Annotated in this window: 17 protein-coding genes; 10 read left to right on the forward strand and 7 right to left on the reverse strand. The window is 68.8% G+C overall.

Annotated elements, in window-relative coordinates:
• The first annotated feature begins 45 nt into the window (after positions 1–45).
• Positions 46–981, forward strand: coding sequence for a DUF5996 family protein (locus FRZ32_RS06440; RefSeq protein WP_147042739.1), 936 nt, complete (start codon positions 46–48; stop codon positions 979–981).
• Positions 982–989: 8 nt separating this feature from the next.
• Here FRZ32_RS06440 and infC read toward each other — a convergent pair whose 3' ends face one another.
• Positions 990–1,520 (reverse strand): translation initiation factor IF-3, encoded by a 531-nt coding sequence (infC, locus tag FRZ32_RS06445; RefSeq protein ID WP_147042740.1) that lies wholly within the window; start codon positions 1,518–1,520, stop codon positions 990–992.
• 97 nt (positions 1,521–1,617) lie between these two features.
• A complete protein-coding gene (thrS, locus tag FRZ32_RS06450; protein ID WP_147042741.1) occupies positions 1,618–3,630 on the reverse strand; it encodes a threonine--tRNA ligase in 2,013 nt (670 codons plus the stop codon).
• Positions 3,631–3,963: 333 nt separating this feature from the next.
• Here thrS and FRZ32_RS06455 point away from each other — a divergent pair, with 333 nt between their 5' ends.
• The 5 genes from FRZ32_RS06455 to FRZ32_RS06475 are packed head-to-tail and all read left to right on the forward strand — an operon-like array spanning position 3,964 to position 7,267.
• The gene (locus tag FRZ32_RS06455) at positions 3,964–4,560 is read left to right on the forward strand and encodes a hypothetical protein (RefSeq protein WP_147042742.1); all 597 of its coding nucleotides are present in this window, start codon (positions 3,964–3,966) and stop codon (positions 4,558–4,560) included.
• The gene (locus FRZ32_RS06460) at positions 4,557–4,757 is read left to right on the forward strand and encodes a helix-turn-helix transcriptional regulator (protein WP_147042743.1); all 201 of its coding nucleotides are present in this window, start codon (positions 4,557–4,559) and stop codon (positions 4,755–4,757) included. Before FRZ32_RS06455 ends, FRZ32_RS06460 begins: the two co-directional genes overlap by 4 nt.
• A 5-nt stretch (positions 4,758–4,762) precedes the next feature.
• Positions 4,763–5,665 (forward strand): alpha/beta fold hydrolase, encoded by a 903-nt coding sequence (locus FRZ32_RS06465; RefSeq protein WP_147042744.1) that lies wholly within the window; start codon positions 4,763–4,765, stop codon positions 5,663–5,665.
• A gap of 42 nt (positions 5,666–5,707) precedes the next feature.
• On the forward strand, positions 5,708–6,451 hold the full coding sequence (locus FRZ32_RS06470) for an alpha/beta fold hydrolase (protein ID WP_147042745.1): 744 nt from the start codon (positions 5,708–5,710) through the stop codon (positions 6,449–6,451).
• Complete coding sequence (locus FRZ32_RS06475) at positions 6,452–7,267, forward strand: tetratricopeptide repeat protein (RefSeq protein WP_147042746.1); 816 nt, start codon at positions 6,452–6,454, stop codon at positions 7,265–7,267.
• Here the strand turns inward: FRZ32_RS06475 and FRZ32_RS06480 are convergent.
• Positions 7,255–7,980 (reverse strand): SIMPL domain-containing protein, encoded by a 726-nt coding sequence (locus FRZ32_RS06480; protein WP_147042747.1) that lies wholly within the window; start codon positions 7,978–7,980, stop codon positions 7,255–7,257. The genes FRZ32_RS06475 and FRZ32_RS06480 overlap by 13 nt on opposite strands.
• Before the next feature lie 95 nt (positions 7,981–8,075).
• Positions 8,076–9,113: a lysozyme inhibitor LprI family protein gene (locus FRZ32_RS06485; protein WP_147042748.1), complete on the reverse strand. Its 1,038-nt coding sequence runs from the start codon at positions 9,111–9,113 to the stop codon at positions 8,076–8,078.
• 78 nt (positions 9,114–9,191) lie between these two features.
• On the opposite strand from FRZ32_RS06485, the gene FRZ32_RS06490 reads away from it, so the two are divergent.
• The 4 genes from FRZ32_RS06490 to FRZ32_RS06505 are packed head-to-tail and all read left to right on the forward strand — an operon-like array spanning position 9,192 to position 11,880.
• The gene (locus FRZ32_RS06490; protein WP_147042749.1) at positions 9,192–9,602 is read left to right on the forward strand and encodes a VOC family protein; all 411 of its coding nucleotides are present in this window, start codon (positions 9,192–9,194) and stop codon (positions 9,600–9,602) included.
• Positions 9,569–10,669 (forward strand): NAD(P)H-dependent flavin oxidoreductase, encoded by a 1,101-nt coding sequence (locus FRZ32_RS06495; protein ID WP_147042750.1) that lies wholly within the window; start codon positions 9,569–9,571, stop codon positions 10,667–10,669. Before FRZ32_RS06490 ends, FRZ32_RS06495 begins: the two co-directional genes overlap by 34 nt.
• Before the next feature lie 9 nt (positions 10,670–10,678).
• On the forward strand, positions 10,679–11,407 hold the full coding sequence (gene gloB, locus FRZ32_RS06500; protein ID WP_147044363.1) for a hydroxyacylglutathione hydrolase: 729 nt from the start codon (positions 10,679–10,681) through the stop codon (positions 11,405–11,407).
• A gap of 50 nt (positions 11,408–11,457) precedes the next feature.
• Positions 11,458–11,880, forward strand: a complete 423-nt coding sequence (locus tag FRZ32_RS06505; protein WP_147042751.1) for a hypothetical protein — start codon at positions 11,458–11,460, stop codon at positions 11,878–11,880.
• A gap of 3 nt (positions 11,881–11,883) precedes the next feature.
• Here FRZ32_RS06505 and FRZ32_RS06510 read toward each other — a convergent pair whose 3' ends face one another.
• From FRZ32_RS06510 to FRZ32_RS06520, 3 genes are read right to left on the reverse strand one after another with little or no spacing between them, the layout of a single operon-like run.
• Positions 11,884–13,674 (reverse strand): AMP-dependent synthetase/ligase, encoded by a 1,791-nt coding sequence (locus FRZ32_RS06510; protein WP_147042752.1) that lies wholly within the window; start codon positions 13,672–13,674, stop codon positions 11,884–11,886.
• Between the two features lie 60 nt (positions 13,675–13,734).
• Positions 13,735–15,468, reverse strand: a complete 1,734-nt coding sequence (gene ggt, locus FRZ32_RS06515; protein WP_147042753.1) for a gamma-glutamyltransferase — start codon at positions 15,466–15,468, stop codon at positions 13,735–13,737.
• Between the two features lie 3 nt (positions 15,469–15,471).
• Positions 15,472–16,503 (reverse strand): quinone-dependent dihydroorotate dehydrogenase, encoded by a 1,032-nt coding sequence (locus FRZ32_RS06520; RefSeq protein ID WP_147042754.1) that lies wholly within the window; start codon positions 16,501–16,503, stop codon positions 15,472–15,474.
• Positions 16,504–16,634: the final 131 nt, after the last annotated feature.

Genomic DNA, 16,634 nt, shown 5'->3' on the forward strand with positions numbered 1-16,634 from the left:
CGCGGATTGAAGCCGTCTAGCGTCGGGGGGCTTGCGGAGGCCGACGTGCAAGATTCTCCCTGGCCGTTGCTCACTGCGGCCGATCGACCGACCATCGTCACATTGCACTATTTCGCGCAGGTGATCGGCAAGGTGCCGACGGCCGTCCTGCCGTGGCGCAATCATGGCTGGCACCTGACGTTGCACCTCACGCCGCGCGGGCTTTCGACCGAGCCGGTCCACGCCCCGTCGGGGCCGTTCACGCTGGCGCTCGACCTCGTCGATTGCGCGCTGGTGCTCGAGGATCGATCGGGGCGACGCGCACTGCCCTTCGAGTCGATGACGGTCGCCGATTTCCATGCCGCCGCGATGACGATGCTCGCGAAGGCCGGCCATCGCGTTCGCATCCACCCCGCGCCCAATGAGGTCGATCCGGCCATCCCCTTCGCCGAGGACCGGGCGCCGCGCGCCTGCGAGCCCGATGTCGCCCGTCGCCTGCTCGGCGCGCTCGTCTCGGCCGATCGCGTGCTTCGGCTGTTCCGGTCATCCTTCCTCGGCAAGGTCAGCCCGGTCCATTTCTTCTGGGGCAGCTTCGACCTTGCCGTCACCCGCTTTTCGGGCCGGACCGCGCCGCGCCATCCCGGCGGGATCGTGAACCTGCCCGACGCAGTCACCCGCGAAGCCTATAGCCACGAGGTCTCAAGCGCCGGATTCTGGCCGGGCGGCGCCGGCGCGGAGGGCGGGCCGTTCTTCTATTCCTATGCTTATCCGACGCCCGAAGGCTTCGCCGAAGCCGGGGTGAGGCCCGAATCGGCACGCTTCGATGCCGCGCTCGGCGAGTTCGTGCTCGATTACGAGGCCGTACGCAGCGCGAGCGACCCCGACGCGGCGCTGCTCGCCTTTCTCGAATCGACCTATGAGGCGGCGGCCGATCTCGGCCGTTGGGATCGCGCGGCGCTCGAATGCCCGACGGGGCGGCCGGGCGTGCCGCGCGCCGTCTGAGCGCCGGCTCAGCGCGGCGCGAGCACCATCAGCATCTGGCGCCCTTCCATGCGCGGATGCTGTTCGACCTTCGCGATTTCGGCGACGTCCGCCTGGACCCGCTGGAGCAGCTGCATGCCAAGCTCGCCATGCGCCAGCTCGCGTCCGCGGAAGCGCAGCGTCACCTTCACCTTGTCGCCCTCGCCGATGAAGTCGTTCACCTTCTTCATCTTCGTATCGTAATCGTGATCGTCGATGTTCGGACGCATCTTGATCTCCTTGATCTCCTGCGTCTTCTGGGTCTTGCGGGCGAGGTTCGCCTTCTTCTGCGCCTCGTACTTGAATTTCCCGACATCGAGGAACTTGGCGACGGGCGGGTCCGCGTTGGGCGAGACCTCGACGAGGTCGAGCCCGGCCTCAGCGGCCTGCTCGATCGCCTCGGCGGTCAGCATGACGCCGAGATTCTCGCCATTTTCGTCGATCACGCGAACGCGCGGCGAGCTGATGAATTCGTTGAAGCGGGGGCCGTTCATCGGCGGGGCGGCGAGGCGCCGGTTCATTGGCGGACGTATGTTGGCTTCTCCTGATGCCCAAATGGTTCCTCCACCTAGTCGTTCGGGCGAGGATTTGAAAGATGCGGCGATCCGCGCGCGCAAATTAGCGGCGCAGGTCGGGCGGCAGCGCCTCCAGGCGAAGCCGATCGACCAGCGCGTCGAGGGCAATCACCTCCTGCTTCGCGCCTTCGCCGAGCGGGCGGAGCGCGATCGTGCGCTCGTCGGCCTCGCGCTTGCCGACGACGAGCAGGTAGGGGACGTGGGCGAGGCTGTGCTCACGCACCTTGTAGTTGATCTTCTCGTTGCGGGTGTCGGCCTCGGCGCGAAGGCCCGCGGCCTCGAGCTTCGCCACCACCTCCTTCGCATAATCATCGGCGTCGGAGACGATCGTCGCGACCACCGCCTGGACCGGCGCGAGCCAGAGCGGGAAGCGGCCGGCATGATGTTCGATCAATATGCCGATGAACCGCTCGAACGTGCCGAGGATCGCGCGGTGGAGCATCACCGGGCGGTGACGCTCGCCATCCTCGCCGACATAGCTCGCGTCGAGCCGCTCGGGCAGCACTTCGTCCGCCTGGATCGTGCCGACCTGCCAGGTTCGGCCGATCGCATCGGTCAGGTGGAATTCGAGCTTCGGCGCATAGAAGGCGCCCTCGCCGGGAAGTTCCTCCCAGCCATAATCCGCGGTGTCGCGACCGGCGGCATGGACGGCGTCGCGAAGCACCTGCTCCGCCTTGTCCCACATCTCGTCGCTGCCGAACCTTTTCTCCGGCCGAAGCGCGAGCTTGATCGCGTAGGAATCGAAGCCGAGGTCCCGGTAGACGCTGTCGAGCAGGTCGCAGAAGGCCCGGATCTCGTCGATCAGCTGGTCCTCGCGACAGAAAATATGGGCATCGTCCTGGGTGAACTGGCGCACGCGCATGATGCCGTGGAGCGCGCCGTGCGGCTCGTTGCGGTGGCAGCAGCCGAATTCGGCGAGGCGGATGGGCAGCTCGCGATAGGAGGTGATCCCCTGCTTGAAGATGAGGACGTGCGCCGGGCAGTTCATCGGCTTCAGCGCCATCAGGTCGCCGGTCCCGGAGAGGACGGGGCCGTCCTCGTCGGTCGAGGGGATCTCGTCGGGAACGACGAACATGTTCTCGCGATATTTGCCCCAATGGCCCGAGCGCTCCCACTGGCGCGCGTCCATGAGCTGCGGGGTCTTCACCTCGACATAGCCGGCAGCGTCCAGCCGGCGGCGCATATAGGCTTCGAGCTGGCGCCAGATCAGGAATCCCTTGGGGTGCCAGAAGACGCTGCCATGCGCTTCGGACTGAAGGTGGAACAGGTCCATCTCCTGGCCGATCTTGCGGTGATCGCGCTTCGCCGCCTCTTCGAGCCGGACGAGATGCGCGTCGAGCTGCTTCTTGTTGAGCCAGCCGGTGCCGTAGATGCGCGAGAGCTGCGGATTGTTCTGGTCGCCGCGCCAATAGGCGCCCGACACGCGGGTCAGCTTGAACGCCTGCGGATCGAGCTTGCCGGTCGAGGCGAGGTGGGGACCGCGGCACATGTCGAGCCATGCGTCCTCGCCGCGGCCGGCGCGATAGACGGTCAGCTCCTCGTCCTCGGGCAGCTCGGCGGCCCATTCGGCCTTGAAGGCCTCGCCCTGCCGCGTCCAGCGATCGATCAGCTGCTCGCGCGTCCAGACCTCGCGAATCAGCGGCTCGTCGCGCGCGATGATGCGCCGCATCTCCTCCTCGATGACCGGCAGGTCCTCCTCGGTGAAGGGCCCGCGATCGGGGGCGGGCGCGAAATCATAATAGAAGCCGTCGTCGGTCGCCGGGCCGAAGGTGATCTGGGTGCCGGGGAACAGGCGCTGCACCGCCTCGGCGAGGACGTGGGCATAATCGTGACGAACGAGCTCGAGCGCCTCCTTCTCGTCGCGGGCGGTGACGATGGCGAGGCTGGAATCCTTCTCCAGCGGCCGGGCGAGATCGCGCACTTCGCCGTCGACCTTCGCGGCGAGCGCGGCCTTGGCGAGGCCGGGGCCGATTGCCGCCGCGATGTCCGCCGGGGTCGTTCCCGGCGCGACCTCGCGCACGGAGCCGTCGGGAAGCGTGATCGAAAGCATGTCCATCGGGTCGTTCCTGTCCTTCGCGCGCCTAATGCACGGCTCGGCGCCTGAGGAAAAGAGCGGAACGGGAGAGCGGCGCCGGCCCACCCGTTCCCGGGCGGGCGCCGGCCCGTCGCGTCAGCCGGTGACGCGCGCGCCGATCGCCCCCGGGAGGCCCGGGGTGACGGTCGTGGTCGTGGTTGCGCGGCCGCGTGCCATGCGACGGATATAGGCTCCGCCCGCAGCGGCGGCAAGCCGCGCGGGCGGAGGCGCTGGCGATCAAGCGTGACAAGTATGCTTGACAGGCTGCCGCCCGGCACGTAAAGCGACCTTTACAAAATGAAAAGGACGCCTTCCATGGCCTTCGATGCCGAACTTTCACCAGCGCCGCGCGGCCGCCTCATTGTCGCGATGATTCTGTTCGTTGCGCTGATGGGCCTCATGCCGGCCCTCACCAATATGTGGCGCGTCGAGGGCTGGGCCCTGATTCCCCTGTGGATCCCGGCGCTTGCCGCGCTGATGTGGATGGGGCGCGAAGCCGCCCTCTATTCGCGCCGAAAAGGCTGCGCGACGCCCGCCGCGATGGCCTATTCCCGCCGCGCATTGCCGCTGTCGGCCGCTTATGTGATCGGATTGCTGGGGGCGATCACGGCGCATGATCGGCTCCATGTGGACGGCCCGGCGCTCTATGCGATCGCCATCGTGCCGGCGCTGCCGCTGCTCGGGGTGATCTGGGCTCTCGGCCGCCTGCTCGTCGAGGAGACGGACGAATATCAGCGCGCGCTCGCGGTGCGAAAGATGCTGGTCGCGACCTGCTTCCTGCTCGTCGTCGCGACGATCTGGGGCTTTTTCGAGGATTTCGGACTCGCGCCGCATCTGCCCGCTTATTGGGCGTTCATCGTCTGGTGCGTCGGCCTCGGCCTCGGCGGGATCATCAACAAGGCGCGGAAATGAAGAACCGGCTCAGGGTGCTTCGCGCCGAGCGCGACTGGAGCCAGCAGGACCTGGCCGACCGGCTCGGCGTCTCGCGCCAGAGCGTCAACGCGATCGAGACGGGGAAATACGATCCCTCGCTCCCGCTCGCTTTCAGGATCGCCGGCCTGTTCGGCCAATCGATCGAAGCCATTTTCGAAGATCCAGCAACGGAGTGACCCAAATGCATATCTGCCGACTCCTCGCTTTCGCGAGCCTTGCCTGTTGCGCGACCCCGATTCTCCATGCCCAGGCGCCGGCCAGCCCGCCCGCCACCGTTCCGGCGAGCGCATCGGCCGAGACCCGGCTCGCCCATATTTCGGTGGTGTCGATCGGCAGCGGCGATCCGGTGGTCCTCATTCCCGGCCTCGCCAGCCCGCGCGCGGTGTGGGACGGGATCGCGCCGGAGCTCGCGCGCGGCCACCGTGTCCTCCTCGTCCAGGTCAACGGCTTCGGTGGCGACGATCCCGGCGCCAACCGTTCGGAAGGGACGCTGGCGGGAATCACGTCGGACATCGTTCGCTATCTCGACGACAATCATATCCGAAGCACCGCCGTCATCGGCCACTCGATGGGCGGGCTGGTCGGCATGATGCTGGCGCGCGATCATGGCGATCGCATTTCGAAGCTGATGATCGTCGATTCGCTCCCTTTCCTCGGCACGCTGATGGGCCCGGGGGCGAGCGTCGATTCGCTCCGTCCGGTCGCGCAGCAGATGCGCGATGCGATCGCCAACGGGAATGGGGCCCAGCCTTCGCCGCCGAACATGTCGCTGACCGACTCCGGCCGCGCGCAGATCGGCGCCTGGCTCAACGCCTCGAACCGGGCGGCGGTCGGCCAGGCGCTCTATGAGGACATGACGACCGATCTGCGCGGCGACGTCCCCGCCATCGGCCGGGTGCCGACGACCGTGCTCTATGCGGTGCCCGATCCGGCGCGCGCCGCGATGTTCCAGTCCGTCTTCGCCGGCGCCTATGCCGCCGCGCCCTCGATCCGCGTCGTGCCGGTGGAAGGCGCCGCCCACTTCATCATGCTCGATCAGCCCGAGCGTTTCCGCGCGGCGGTGGATTCGTTCCTCGCCGGCTAGCCACCCTGTCGGTCGTGGCGCGGCGCTGCTAAGGCCCGCGCCATGACCGATTTCTCCTACCTTGCCGGCGCGGACGGGCGGATGCTCGCCTATCGCCATCGTGCGGGCCGCGGGCCGTGCCTCGTCTTCCTGCCCGGCTACATGTCCGACATGGAGGGGACGAAGGCGCTCGCGCTCGATGCCTGGGCCGAAGCGCAGGGGCGCGCCTTCCTTCGCTTCGATTATGGCGGTTGCGGCCAGAGCAGTGGCGATTTCGAGGCGCAGACGCTCGCCGGCTGGCTCGGCGACGTGCTCGCGATGATCGATCAGGTGGCCGGCGGCGACGTCGTGCTCGCCGGATCGTCGATGGGCGGCTGGCTGATGCTCCATGCCGCGCTGGCGCGGCCACGGGCGGTGAAGGGCCTGGTCGGCATTGCTGCTGCACCCGATTTCACCGGCTGGGGCTTCACCGAGGCGCAGAAGATGACGATCCTTCGCGACGGCAGGCTGGTGGAGGACTCGCCTTATGGCGATACGCCCTATGTCACCACGCGCGTCTTCTGGGAAAGCGGCGAGGCGATGCGGATGATGCACGCGCCGATCGACATCGGATGCCCGATCCGCCTGCTCCACGGCCAGCGCGACGCCGACGTGCCCTGGACGTGGGCGCCCGAAATCGCCCGCCTCGTGCGTTCAGACGATGTGCAGGTGACGCTCGTCAAGGACGGCGATCACCGCCTTTCGCGCGAGAGCGACATCGCGCTGCTGACCGCGACCGTCGCGGGCCTGATGGAGCAAATCGGCTAGATGCCCTTCCCACCGCTGATCCTCATCGCCGGCCTCCAGGCGACTGCCAACCCGGTGCCCGACGCCGAGACGCGCGCGCGCTATCGCGCCTGCGTCGATCAGGTGCGCGCCTCGCCCGAGGCGGGGCTCGAGGCCGCCAGCGGCTGGCGGATCGTCGGCGGCGGCATCTATGCGCGCCAGTGCATGGGCCTTGCCTATGTCGCGCTGGAGCGGTGGCGCGAAGCGGCCGAGGATTATGAGCAGGCCGCCGGGGAGCTTGGCGCCGCCGATGCCCGCGCGCCCGATTTCTGGGTCCAGGCCGGCAATGCCTGGCTTGCCGGCGGCGAAGCCGCGCGCGCGATCCAGGCCTTCGATGCGGCGCTGCGGAGCGATGCGCTCTCCGATCAGATGCGTGGCGAGGTGCGGCTCGATCGCGCCCGCGCGCTGGTCTCGCTCGGCAGCCTCGACGCGGCGCGCGCCGATCTCGATCAGGCGCTGACGCTTGTCGCCGACGATCCGATGGCCTGGTATCTTTCCGCCGCGCTGGCGCACCGCCAGCACGAACCGCGCGCGCAGGCCGATATCGAACATGCCCTCAGGCTCGCGCCCGACAATCCCGATGCGCTGTTGCTGGCCGGCACGATCGCCGGCGAGGCGGGGCATATGGACGAGGCCGAGCGCTTGTACCGACGCGTCGTCGCTGCGGCCCCGGACAGCGACGCCGGCCGCGCCGCCGCGGCGAGTCTTGCGACGGTTCACGAGGTCGAGGCGCCGGCGGCGGCGTCCTTGCCGGAGGCCTCGTCACCGCCGCCGGCGCCGTCGCCTCATTCGAGATAGAAGTCGATCGTCGTCACGACGCGCACCTTCTGGAGCGGCGAGCTGTTGTCGCCACCGCCATCCTCGCCGCCGGCGCCGTCACGCGCGCCGATCGAGAAATAGCCCTGGGTGGCCGATCGGATCGCGCCGACCTGGCTCCCTGAATCGCGCGCGAACTGCTCGGCCGCGTGCCGGGCATCGCGGGTCGAATCGGCGATCATCTGCGGCTTGATCTCGTTCAGCCGGGTGAAGGTGTAGGTCATGCCCGATCCGCCCTGCAGCGGCACGCCCTGGCGGATGAGATCGAACTGGCGGGCATAGGCACGCTGCGCGCGCATCACGTCATTGCTTCGGAACTGAAGGTTGCGATTGATCGAATAGATCTGCGCCTGACGATCGCTGTCGTAGCGCGAGCTGACCGATCCGCCGCCGTCGGTGACGACCTCCGCCGGGAATCCCGCCGCGCGGAAAAAGGCGCGAATCTTGGCGGTGTCGCTTTCGATGTCGTTCTGGACGGCGGCAAGATCGGTGCCTTCGCGGCCGAAGCCGATCGACCAGGTGGCGAGATCGGCGGTGACGTCGCGCTCGGCAAGGCCGCGCATGGTGACGGCGCGATCGGCCATCCGGGCGCGCCTGAGGCCATCGCCGAGCAGATAGCCGCCGATGACGATGCCGAGGCCGAGAATGGCCGCGGCGATGAGCGCGGCTCGGTTGCCGCGCAGGATTTCAGTCATTGATCCCCTCCTTGAATGCGGCCGCGCCCGATGCGCGGCGGCCACGGGGGAATCGCATGACGGCGATGAACCGTGCATTTATGACGACGAAGCGTTTATCCGATCATGTCGTCGAGGATCGCGGTCCTGCGTTCGGTCAATGCGGCGGCAAGGCTGCTGCGCGCGACACGGGGATAGCGAAGCGCGGCGAAGGCGAGAAAGGCATCACGATAGGTGATCCAGGCGCGCTGGGTGCGCTGGATGTCGCTCCAGCCGACCGTGCCGCCCATGTCGCCGATCCCGCGCCGGGCTGCGGCATAGGCCTGGTTGAGCCGGCGATCGGCGGCGGCGAATTCGGCCGCGCTGGCCGCGGGCAGCCTCCCTGCTTCGAGGAGGCGCAACAGACCGAGAAATTCCGCCCGCGCCGATTCGGTGGATTCGGTGGCCATCGCCACCCGCGCGCTGCCCGACATGTCGGTCTCGCTCGTGCCGCGAAGCGCCGCATAGGCATCGCGCGCGGCGAGGAGCGCGGCGAAGGACCGCCGGACCGGCGGCGGCCAGGTGCGGGAAATGCGGGCGATCTCGGCGGCGCGCCCCGCCTCGGCGATGGCGGCGTCGTGGCTGGCGCAATAGCCCATGGCGAGGCCGCTGGTGATGTCGTTGCAGTAGCTGAAGTCGCGCCCCTGCCAATTCCGCGCCTTCAGATCGGCAAGGTGGCTGATCCGACCGTCCATCTCCGCCGGGGCGCCGTCCAGCCCGCAGGCGAAACGGGTTGCGAGATCGAGGTCGCGGCGCGCGCCGACGCCGTTCGCATAGATCGTCATCAGCATGACGTTTCCGGAGAAGGGTGCGTCGGCGCGGCCCTCGGCAATCTCCGCATAGGCGCACAGCCGCGCCCGGACCGGATCGGCAGGAATGCCGATCCCGTAATAGAGCGCCTCCGACGAACAGCCGCGCAGGCTCCCGCGCGTCCCCGCGTCCGGCAGGTCGGCAGGCGGCGGTGCATGTCCCTGGAGCGACCGGCACAGGGCGCGGCTCCGGGCATAATCGGCAGCGAACGGATCGTCCCCGGCCGGCGTCCCCCAATCCTGCGCGAGCGCGACGCCGCCAAGGGCGATCGCGGACAGGCCCACGATCATGGCTTTGATCTTCATGCCGGCCCCCCATCTGTGGCACAGCGCGAGCCTAAGGCGCGGGCGTGCGACTCACAATGCGCCGGGGAAGATCGAACCATGAAATATCTCCACACCATGATCCGCGTCACCGATCCCGATTCCACTGTGCGTTTCTTCAACCTTCTCGGCCTGGAAGAGACGCGGCGGATGGAGAGCGAGAAGGGGCGCTTCACCCTCATCTACCTCGCCGCGCCCGACGACGAAGCGGAGGTGGAGCTCACCTACAATTGGGACCCGGAGGAATATTCCGGCGGGCGCAATTTCGGCCACATCGCCTTTCAGGTCGACGATATCTACGCGACCTGCCAGCGCCTGAAGGACGCGGGAGTCACCATCAACCGGCCGCCGCGCGACGGCCATATGGCCTTCGTTCGCACGCCCGACGGCATCTCGATCGAGCTGCTTCAGGACGGCTATCTCGAGCCGGCCGAGCCATGGGCCTCGATGCCGAACACGGGGACGTGGTGAGCTGGACCGATCGGCGCTGGATCGACCTTGCCGGCGCCGCGACGCCGATCATCCAGGCGCCGATGGCCGGCGCGGGCGGCGTCGACCTCGCCGTCGCGGCGATGCGTGGCGGCGGGGTCGGCTCGCTCCCCTGCGCGCTTTTGACGCCGGATGCGGTACGCGAGCAGGTCGCCATGCTGCGGGCGCGCGCCACCGGCCCGATCAATCTCAATTTCTTCTGCCACACGATGCCGCCGCCGCCCGACGAAGCGGACTGGCGCGCGCTCCTGAGCCCCTATTATGCGGAATATGGCGTGGGCCCCCCCGATGAGGCGCCGCCGCTGCGGCTGCCGTTCGACGCGGCGATGTGCGCGGTCGTGGAGGAGGTGCGGCCCGACATCGTCAGCTTCCACTTCGGGCTTCCGGACCGCCCTTTGCTCAAGCGCGTCCGGGCCGCGGCACGGCTCGTCATCGCCAGCGCGACCGGAGTCGAATCGGCGCGGCGACTCGCGGCGGCCGGCGTCGATGCGGTGATCGCGCAAGGCTGGGAAGCGGGCGGACATGCCAGCGACTGGCTGCCCACCGATGCCGGCGCGCCGATGGGGCTGATGGCGCTGGTGCCGCAGATCGCCGATGCGGTGGGCGTGCCGGTGATCGCGGCGGGCGGGATCGCCGACGCGCGCGGGATCGCGGCGGCGCTGGCGCTCGGCGCGAGCGCGGTGCAGCTCGGGACCGCCTATCTCCACTGCCCCGAAAGCCTGATCCATCCGGCGCACCGCGCGGCACTCGCCGGGCCCGAGGCGGAGCTGACCGCCTTCACCAACCTGATCAGCGGCGGCCGTGCGCGCGGCCTGCCCGGCCGGCTGACCCGCGATCTCGGCCCGATCCGGGCGGAAGCGCCGCCTTATCCTTATGCCGCGAGCGCGCTCGCGCCGCTGCGCCAGGCCGCCGAGGCGGAAGGCGACCTTTCGTTCAGCCCGGCCTGGGCAGGGCAATCGGCGCGGCTCGGCCGGGCGGGCGAGCCCGCCGAGGCGCTGACCCGGCGGCTGGCCGCCGAGGCGCTGGCCTTGCTCGGCGCGAAGGCGTAGGTCGTGGCGATGCTCGACATCGTCCGGATCCCGGTTCTTTCGGACAATTATGTGTGGCTGGTCCATGACCGGGCCAGCGCCGAAACCGTCGTCGTCGATCCAGCGCTCGCCGATCCGGTGATCGAAGCGGCCGCGGCGCGCGGCTGGCGGATCACGCAGATCTGGAACACGCACTGGCATGGCGATCACACCGGCGGCAATGCCGCGATCAAGGCGGCGACCGGCTGCGCGATCACGGGCCCCGCCGCCGAAGCGGCGCGCATTGCGACGCTGGACAGGTTGGTCAGGGAAGGGGACGAGGTGCGGATCGGCGCGCATATCGCGAGGGTGCTGGAGGTCCCGGCGCACACGGCCGGCCACATCGCCTACCATCTGGCGGAGGATTCGGTCCTGTTCATCGGCGATACGTTGTTCGCGATGGGATGCGGGCGGCTGTTCGAGGGGACGCCGGCGCAGATGTTCGCGAATATGCGCAGGCTGGAGGCGCTGCCCGGGGACACGCAGGTCTATTGCGCGCACGAATATACGCTCGCCAACGCACGTTATGCGCGGGTCGCGGAGCCCGACAACCAGGCGATTTCCGACCGGCTGCTGCGGGTCGAGGCCGCCCGCGCCGTCAATGAGGCGACGGTGCCGACGACGATCGCGATGGAGCGGGCGACCAATCCGTTCATGCGCGCCGGCACGGTCGAGGAGCTGGCCCTTCGGCGCGCCGCCAAGGACGCGTTCAAGGGCTGAACCCGAACCGGCCCCGTTCGTTTTGGCCGCATGGCGGGATGGAGGCGAAGATGAAGACAGTGGCAATGATCGCGGTCGCCGGCATGGCGCTGGGCGGCCTTGCCGCGACCGCCGCATCGCAGGCGTCGCAGGGCCCGGAGGCGCGCGAGCAGGACCGGGCGGCGCGGCTTCTGGAGGGGCGCACGGCCGAACCGGTCGTCCATTGCGTCGATCAGCGCCGGCTCGGCGGCAATCGCTCGCTCGCCAATGGCGACATCCTGTTCGGCGACGCGAGCTCAAGCATCGTCTATGTGAACCATCCGTCCGGCGGATGCCCGGAGCTTGGTTCCGACCGCTATCTCGTCACCCGCTCGCCGACCGGGCAGCTGTGCGCCGGCGATATCGTGACGGTGCGGGAGACCGGGCCGGGCGGGATCGAGACGGGCTCCTGCGCCCTCGGCGATTTCACGCCTTATCGCCGCGCGCGACGATAGCGATCAGCGCTTGTAGAGGGCGTCGAGGCGCTCTCCGTAAATGCCCCGGATGACGTGGCGCCGGATCTTGATCGACGGCGTCAGCTGCTCGTTCTCGACCGTGAACGGCTCGTCGGCGACGATGAAGCGGCGCACCTTCTCGATCACGGACAGGTCGGCATTGACCCGGTCGACCGCGGCGGAAAGCGCCCGGATGAAGTCCGGATCGGTCTTCATGTCGGCGAACTTGCAACTGCGCTTGTTGGCGGCGCACCAGTCGGCCGACCATTCGGGATCGGGGACGATCAGGCCGACGACATAGGGCCGCTTGTCGCCGACGACCATCGCCTGCAGGATCTCGCCCTGAAGGGTCAGCATCCCCTCGATCTTCTGGGGCGAGACATTGTCGCCCTTGTCGAGGACGATGATGTCCTTCTTGCGATCGGTGATGACGATGCGGCCCTTCTCGTCGAGATAGCCGACATCGCCGGTGTGCAGCCATCCGTCCTGGAGCGCGCGGGCGGTCTCCGCCTCGTTGCGCCAATAGCCCTTCATGACGAGCTCGCCCCTGACCAGGATCTCGCCGTCCTCGGCGATCTTCACCTCGGTGTTGAGGAGCGGCGGGCCGACGGTGCTCATCTTCAATCCGACCTTGGGCCGGTTGCACGAGATGACCGGCGCCGCCTCGGTCTGGCCATAGCCCTGGAGGAGCGTGAGCCCGAGCGCGTGGAAGAAGATGCCGACCTCGGGATTGAGCGGTGCCCCGCCCGAGACCATCGCCTTGATCCGCCCGCCGAAGCGCGCCGCGATCCTGGGGCGGACGGTGCGGCTGAGGAATAGGTCCATGGGCCGATCCCACAGAGGAACGTGGCCGGCATAGTCCTTGGCGCCGATCGAAAGCGCGCGATTCAACAGGTAGGCCTTGAACCGCCCCTCCTTCTCGACGGCGTTGAGGATGCGCTGGCGGAGCACCTCGAAGAGGCGGGGAACGACGACCATGATCGTCGGCCGCACCTCCTCGATATTGGTCGCGAGCTTCTCCAGCCCTTCCGAATAATAGATCTGCGCGCCGAGCCCGATCGGGAACATCTGCCCGCCCGTATGCTCGTAAGCGTGGCTGGCGGGCAGGAAGGAGAGGAAAATCTCCTCGCCCCAGCCGAAATCCTCGGAAATCAGGGCGGCGCAGGCCTCGACATTGTGGAGGATCGCGCCGTGATGCTGCATCACCCCGCGCGGCGCGCCGCCGGTCCCCGAGGTGTAGATGAGGCAGGCGAGATCGTCGCGCGTGAAGGTCGCTTGCGCCGCGCAGGCTTCGGCATCGAGCGTTTCGGCGGCGATCAGCTGGGCGCGAGCGTGAAAGCGGACGGTGCCGCTCTGCGCCGCGGGTAAAGGATCCATGCCGATCACATGCTCGCAGGCATTGGCGCGGATGGCGGCCGGAAGCAGCGGCTTGGCGAGCTTCGTCGTCGACACGATCACGCAGCGCGCGCCGCTATCGTCCAGGATATGCTGATGATCGCGTTCGGTATTGGTGCTGTAGGCCGGGACGGTGACGCATCCGGCGGCCATGATCGCGAGATCGCTCATCAGCCATTCGGGCCGGTTTTCGGACACGAGCATCACCCGGTCGCCCGGGTTGAGACCCAGCCGCCTGAGCGCCGCCGACAGCCGCGCGACCTCCGACGCCGCGTCGCGCCAGCTTATCGATCGCCATTCGCCGTCCTGCTTGGCCCAGAGGAAGGGCGCATCGCCCTTCTCGCGGGCGCGCGCGAAGAACATCGCGACCAGGTTCGGAAAATGTTCGAGCAGCCGCATCCTGTCCCCTCCAGGCGCGTGGGATTTCCCTTACGTCACCCGACTCGGAGCCTAGCCGCCTTATTCCGCGATGGCGACACCTTCGCTGCGCGGATCGGCGGCGCCGATCCAGCGGCCGTCCACCCGCTCGATCGCGTTCGCCTTGAAGCCGGAGGGGATGGGAACGATCTGGTGACCCATCCGGGTGAGCTGCGGCGCCATCGCCTCCAGCCGGGTGCCGCGCTCGATCAGCACGCGATCGCCCCAGCCGAGGATGAAGGGCTGCGCGATCGCCTCCTGCGCCGACATGTGCCAGTCGATCACGCCGATGATCGCCTTGGCGACCTGGCCGATGATCGTCGGCCCGCCGGCCGCGCCGACGGCGAGGCGGATGCTTCCGTCGGGATTGTAGACGATGGTCGGCGACATCGAGCTCATCGGCCGCTTGCCCGCCTCGGGCCGGTTGGCGACCGGCGCGCCATCACGCATCGGCGCGAAGGTGAAGTCGGTAAGCTCGTTGTTCAGCACATAGCCGCCCGTGGTGAGCCCCGATCCCCACGGGCCTTCCACCGTGGAGGTGTAGGAGGCCATGTCGCCGTCGCTGTCGACGACGACGAAATGCGTGGTCGAATGGACCTCGTCCGAGGGCGCGGTGGTCTGCGTCGCGGCGCCCGGCGGCGTGCCCGCGGCAACATGCTCCATCACATGGTCCGGGGAGATGAGCTGGCTGCGCTCGGCCAGATAGTGATCGTCGATCAGCCCGGCGATCGGCACACGGACGAAATCGGGATCGCCGACATAAGTGTCGCGATCGGCATAAGCGAGCCGCTCGGATTCGGCGATCAGATGCCAGGATACGGGATTGTCCGGGCCGAGCGCGGACATGTCGAACCGCTCGAGCTGCTTCAGGATCGCGAAGACCGTGGTCGCGCCGGACGAGGGCGGGCCCATGCCGCAGATGCGATAGCCGCGATAGGTGCCGCACACGGCCGGCCGTTCCTTGACCTCATAAGCGGCAAGATCGCCGGTCTGGATCACCGCGGGATTGCGCGGCGCGTTGCGCGCCGTGTTGACCAGCGCCTGGGCATTGGGCCCGGTATAGAACCAGTCGGGGCCGAGCCGGGCGATCTGCTCCAGCGTCGCCGCGAGCTCGGGATTGCGGATGACGGTGCCGACCGGCTTGGGCGTGCCATCGGGCTGGTAATAATGGTTGCGGCTCCAATCGGTCATCCGCGCGAGCGCGTTCGGCATGGCGAGCATGTCGTGCATCCGCTGCGTGATCGCGAAGCCGTCGCGGGCAAGGCGGATGGCGGGCTCGAACAGGCGCGCCCAGGGCAGCCGGCCATGCTCCTCATGGGCGCGCTCGATCAGGCGGAGATTGCCCGGAACGCCGACGCTGAGGCCGCCCGGCACCGCATCGGCATGGGCGCGGGGCTGGCCGTTGGCGTCGAGGAAATAGCGTTCGGTCGCCGCCATCGGCGCGGTCTCGCGGCCGTCGAGGGTGGAGACCTCCCGGCTCGCCTGATCGTGATAGACGAGGAAGCCGCCGCCGCCGATGCCCGAGCTTTGCGGTTCGACCACGGTCAGCGCCAGCATGGTCGCGGCGGCGGCGTCGGCGGCGCTCCCGCCGGCCCGAAGGATATCGACCCCGGCCTGGGCCGCGCGCGGATCGGCGGCCGACACCATCCCCCGCGTCGACGTGACCGGCGCGCGCGGCGCTGCGAGCGGCGCGGTACCGGGGACCTCCTGCGGGCGCGCCGGCCCGGCGGCGAGCGCGCCGGAAAGGAGGGCGGCAAGAAGGAAACGCTTCATCATCAGCTATGACCTTTCAACCCCGATCGCCTCCTCCAAGCGCGCAAAGCCTTCGCGCGCAAGCAAAAGTTTCAATTCGCGATTGATCCGGCGGGCGAGGCCCGGGCCTTCGTAGACCATGGCGGTGTAGAGCTGCACCAGGCTGGCCCCGGCCCGGATCCGCGCCAGCGCGTCCGCCCCGCTCGCGATCCCGCCGGCCGCGATCAGCGGCAGCGTGCCGCCGGTCGCCTTCGCGAAATCGCGAAGCCGCGCGAGGGCGAGCGGCCCCAGCGGCGCGCCGGAGAGACCACCCGCCTCGTCGCGCTGCGGCGATTTGAGGATTGGCCGGCTCACCGTCGTGTTGGCGACGATCAGCGCGTCGACGCGTCGATCGATCGCGACCCGCGCGATCGCGTCGATATCCGCCGGCACCAGATCGGGCGCGAGCTTGAGGAAGACGGGCGGGCCGGCGCCGCGCGCCTCGATCACGGCTTCGAGCAGGGCGTCGAGCGCGCCGGCATCCTGCAGCGCGCGAAGGCCGGGCGTATTGGGCGAGGAGATGTTGACGGTGAGATAATCGGCCACGCCCGTCATCGCGCGGACGCCCGCGGCATAATCCGCGATCCGGTCCTCGCTGTCCTTGTTGGCGCCGATATTGACGCCGACAAGGCCTCCCGCGCCGCCGGCGAGCCGCGTCGCCGCCTCAGCCTGCCCGCGATTGTTGAAGCCCAGGCGATTGATCACGCCGCGGTCCTCGACGAGGCGGAACAGGCGCGGCCTGGGATTGCCGGGCTGTGGGCGCGGGGTGAGCGTTCCGACCTCGACGAAGCCGAAGCCGAGCCCGAGCATCTGCCGGAAAACCTCGGCATTCTTGTCGAAGCCGGCGGCAAGGCCCACCGGGTTGGGAAAGGAAAGCTCGGCGACGCGCATCGCCAGCGCCGGATCGGGCGGCGGCGGCGCGGCCGGCCGCCGCCGCTTGAGCGCGGCGATCGCGAGAGCGTGAGCGCGCTCCGCGTCGAGCGCGAAGGCGAGGGGGCGGACAAGCGGGTAAAGCGCCATCGCGCGCGCCTATGGCACAGATGGGTGCCCGCTGTTTAGCCCTCCCTCTCGAAGCAGCGCGCGGACAGGATTGGCGGCTTGATTTCGGATCGCCGAACGACCAGATGCCCAATCGGAACGAATCGCTCCGA

It is taken from the genome of Sphingosinicella ginsenosidimutans (genome assembly GCF_007995055.1).
Taxonomy (GTDB): Bacteria; Pseudomonadota; Alphaproteobacteria; order Sphingomonadales; family Sphingomonadaceae; genus Allosphingosinicella; species Allosphingosinicella ginsenosidimutans.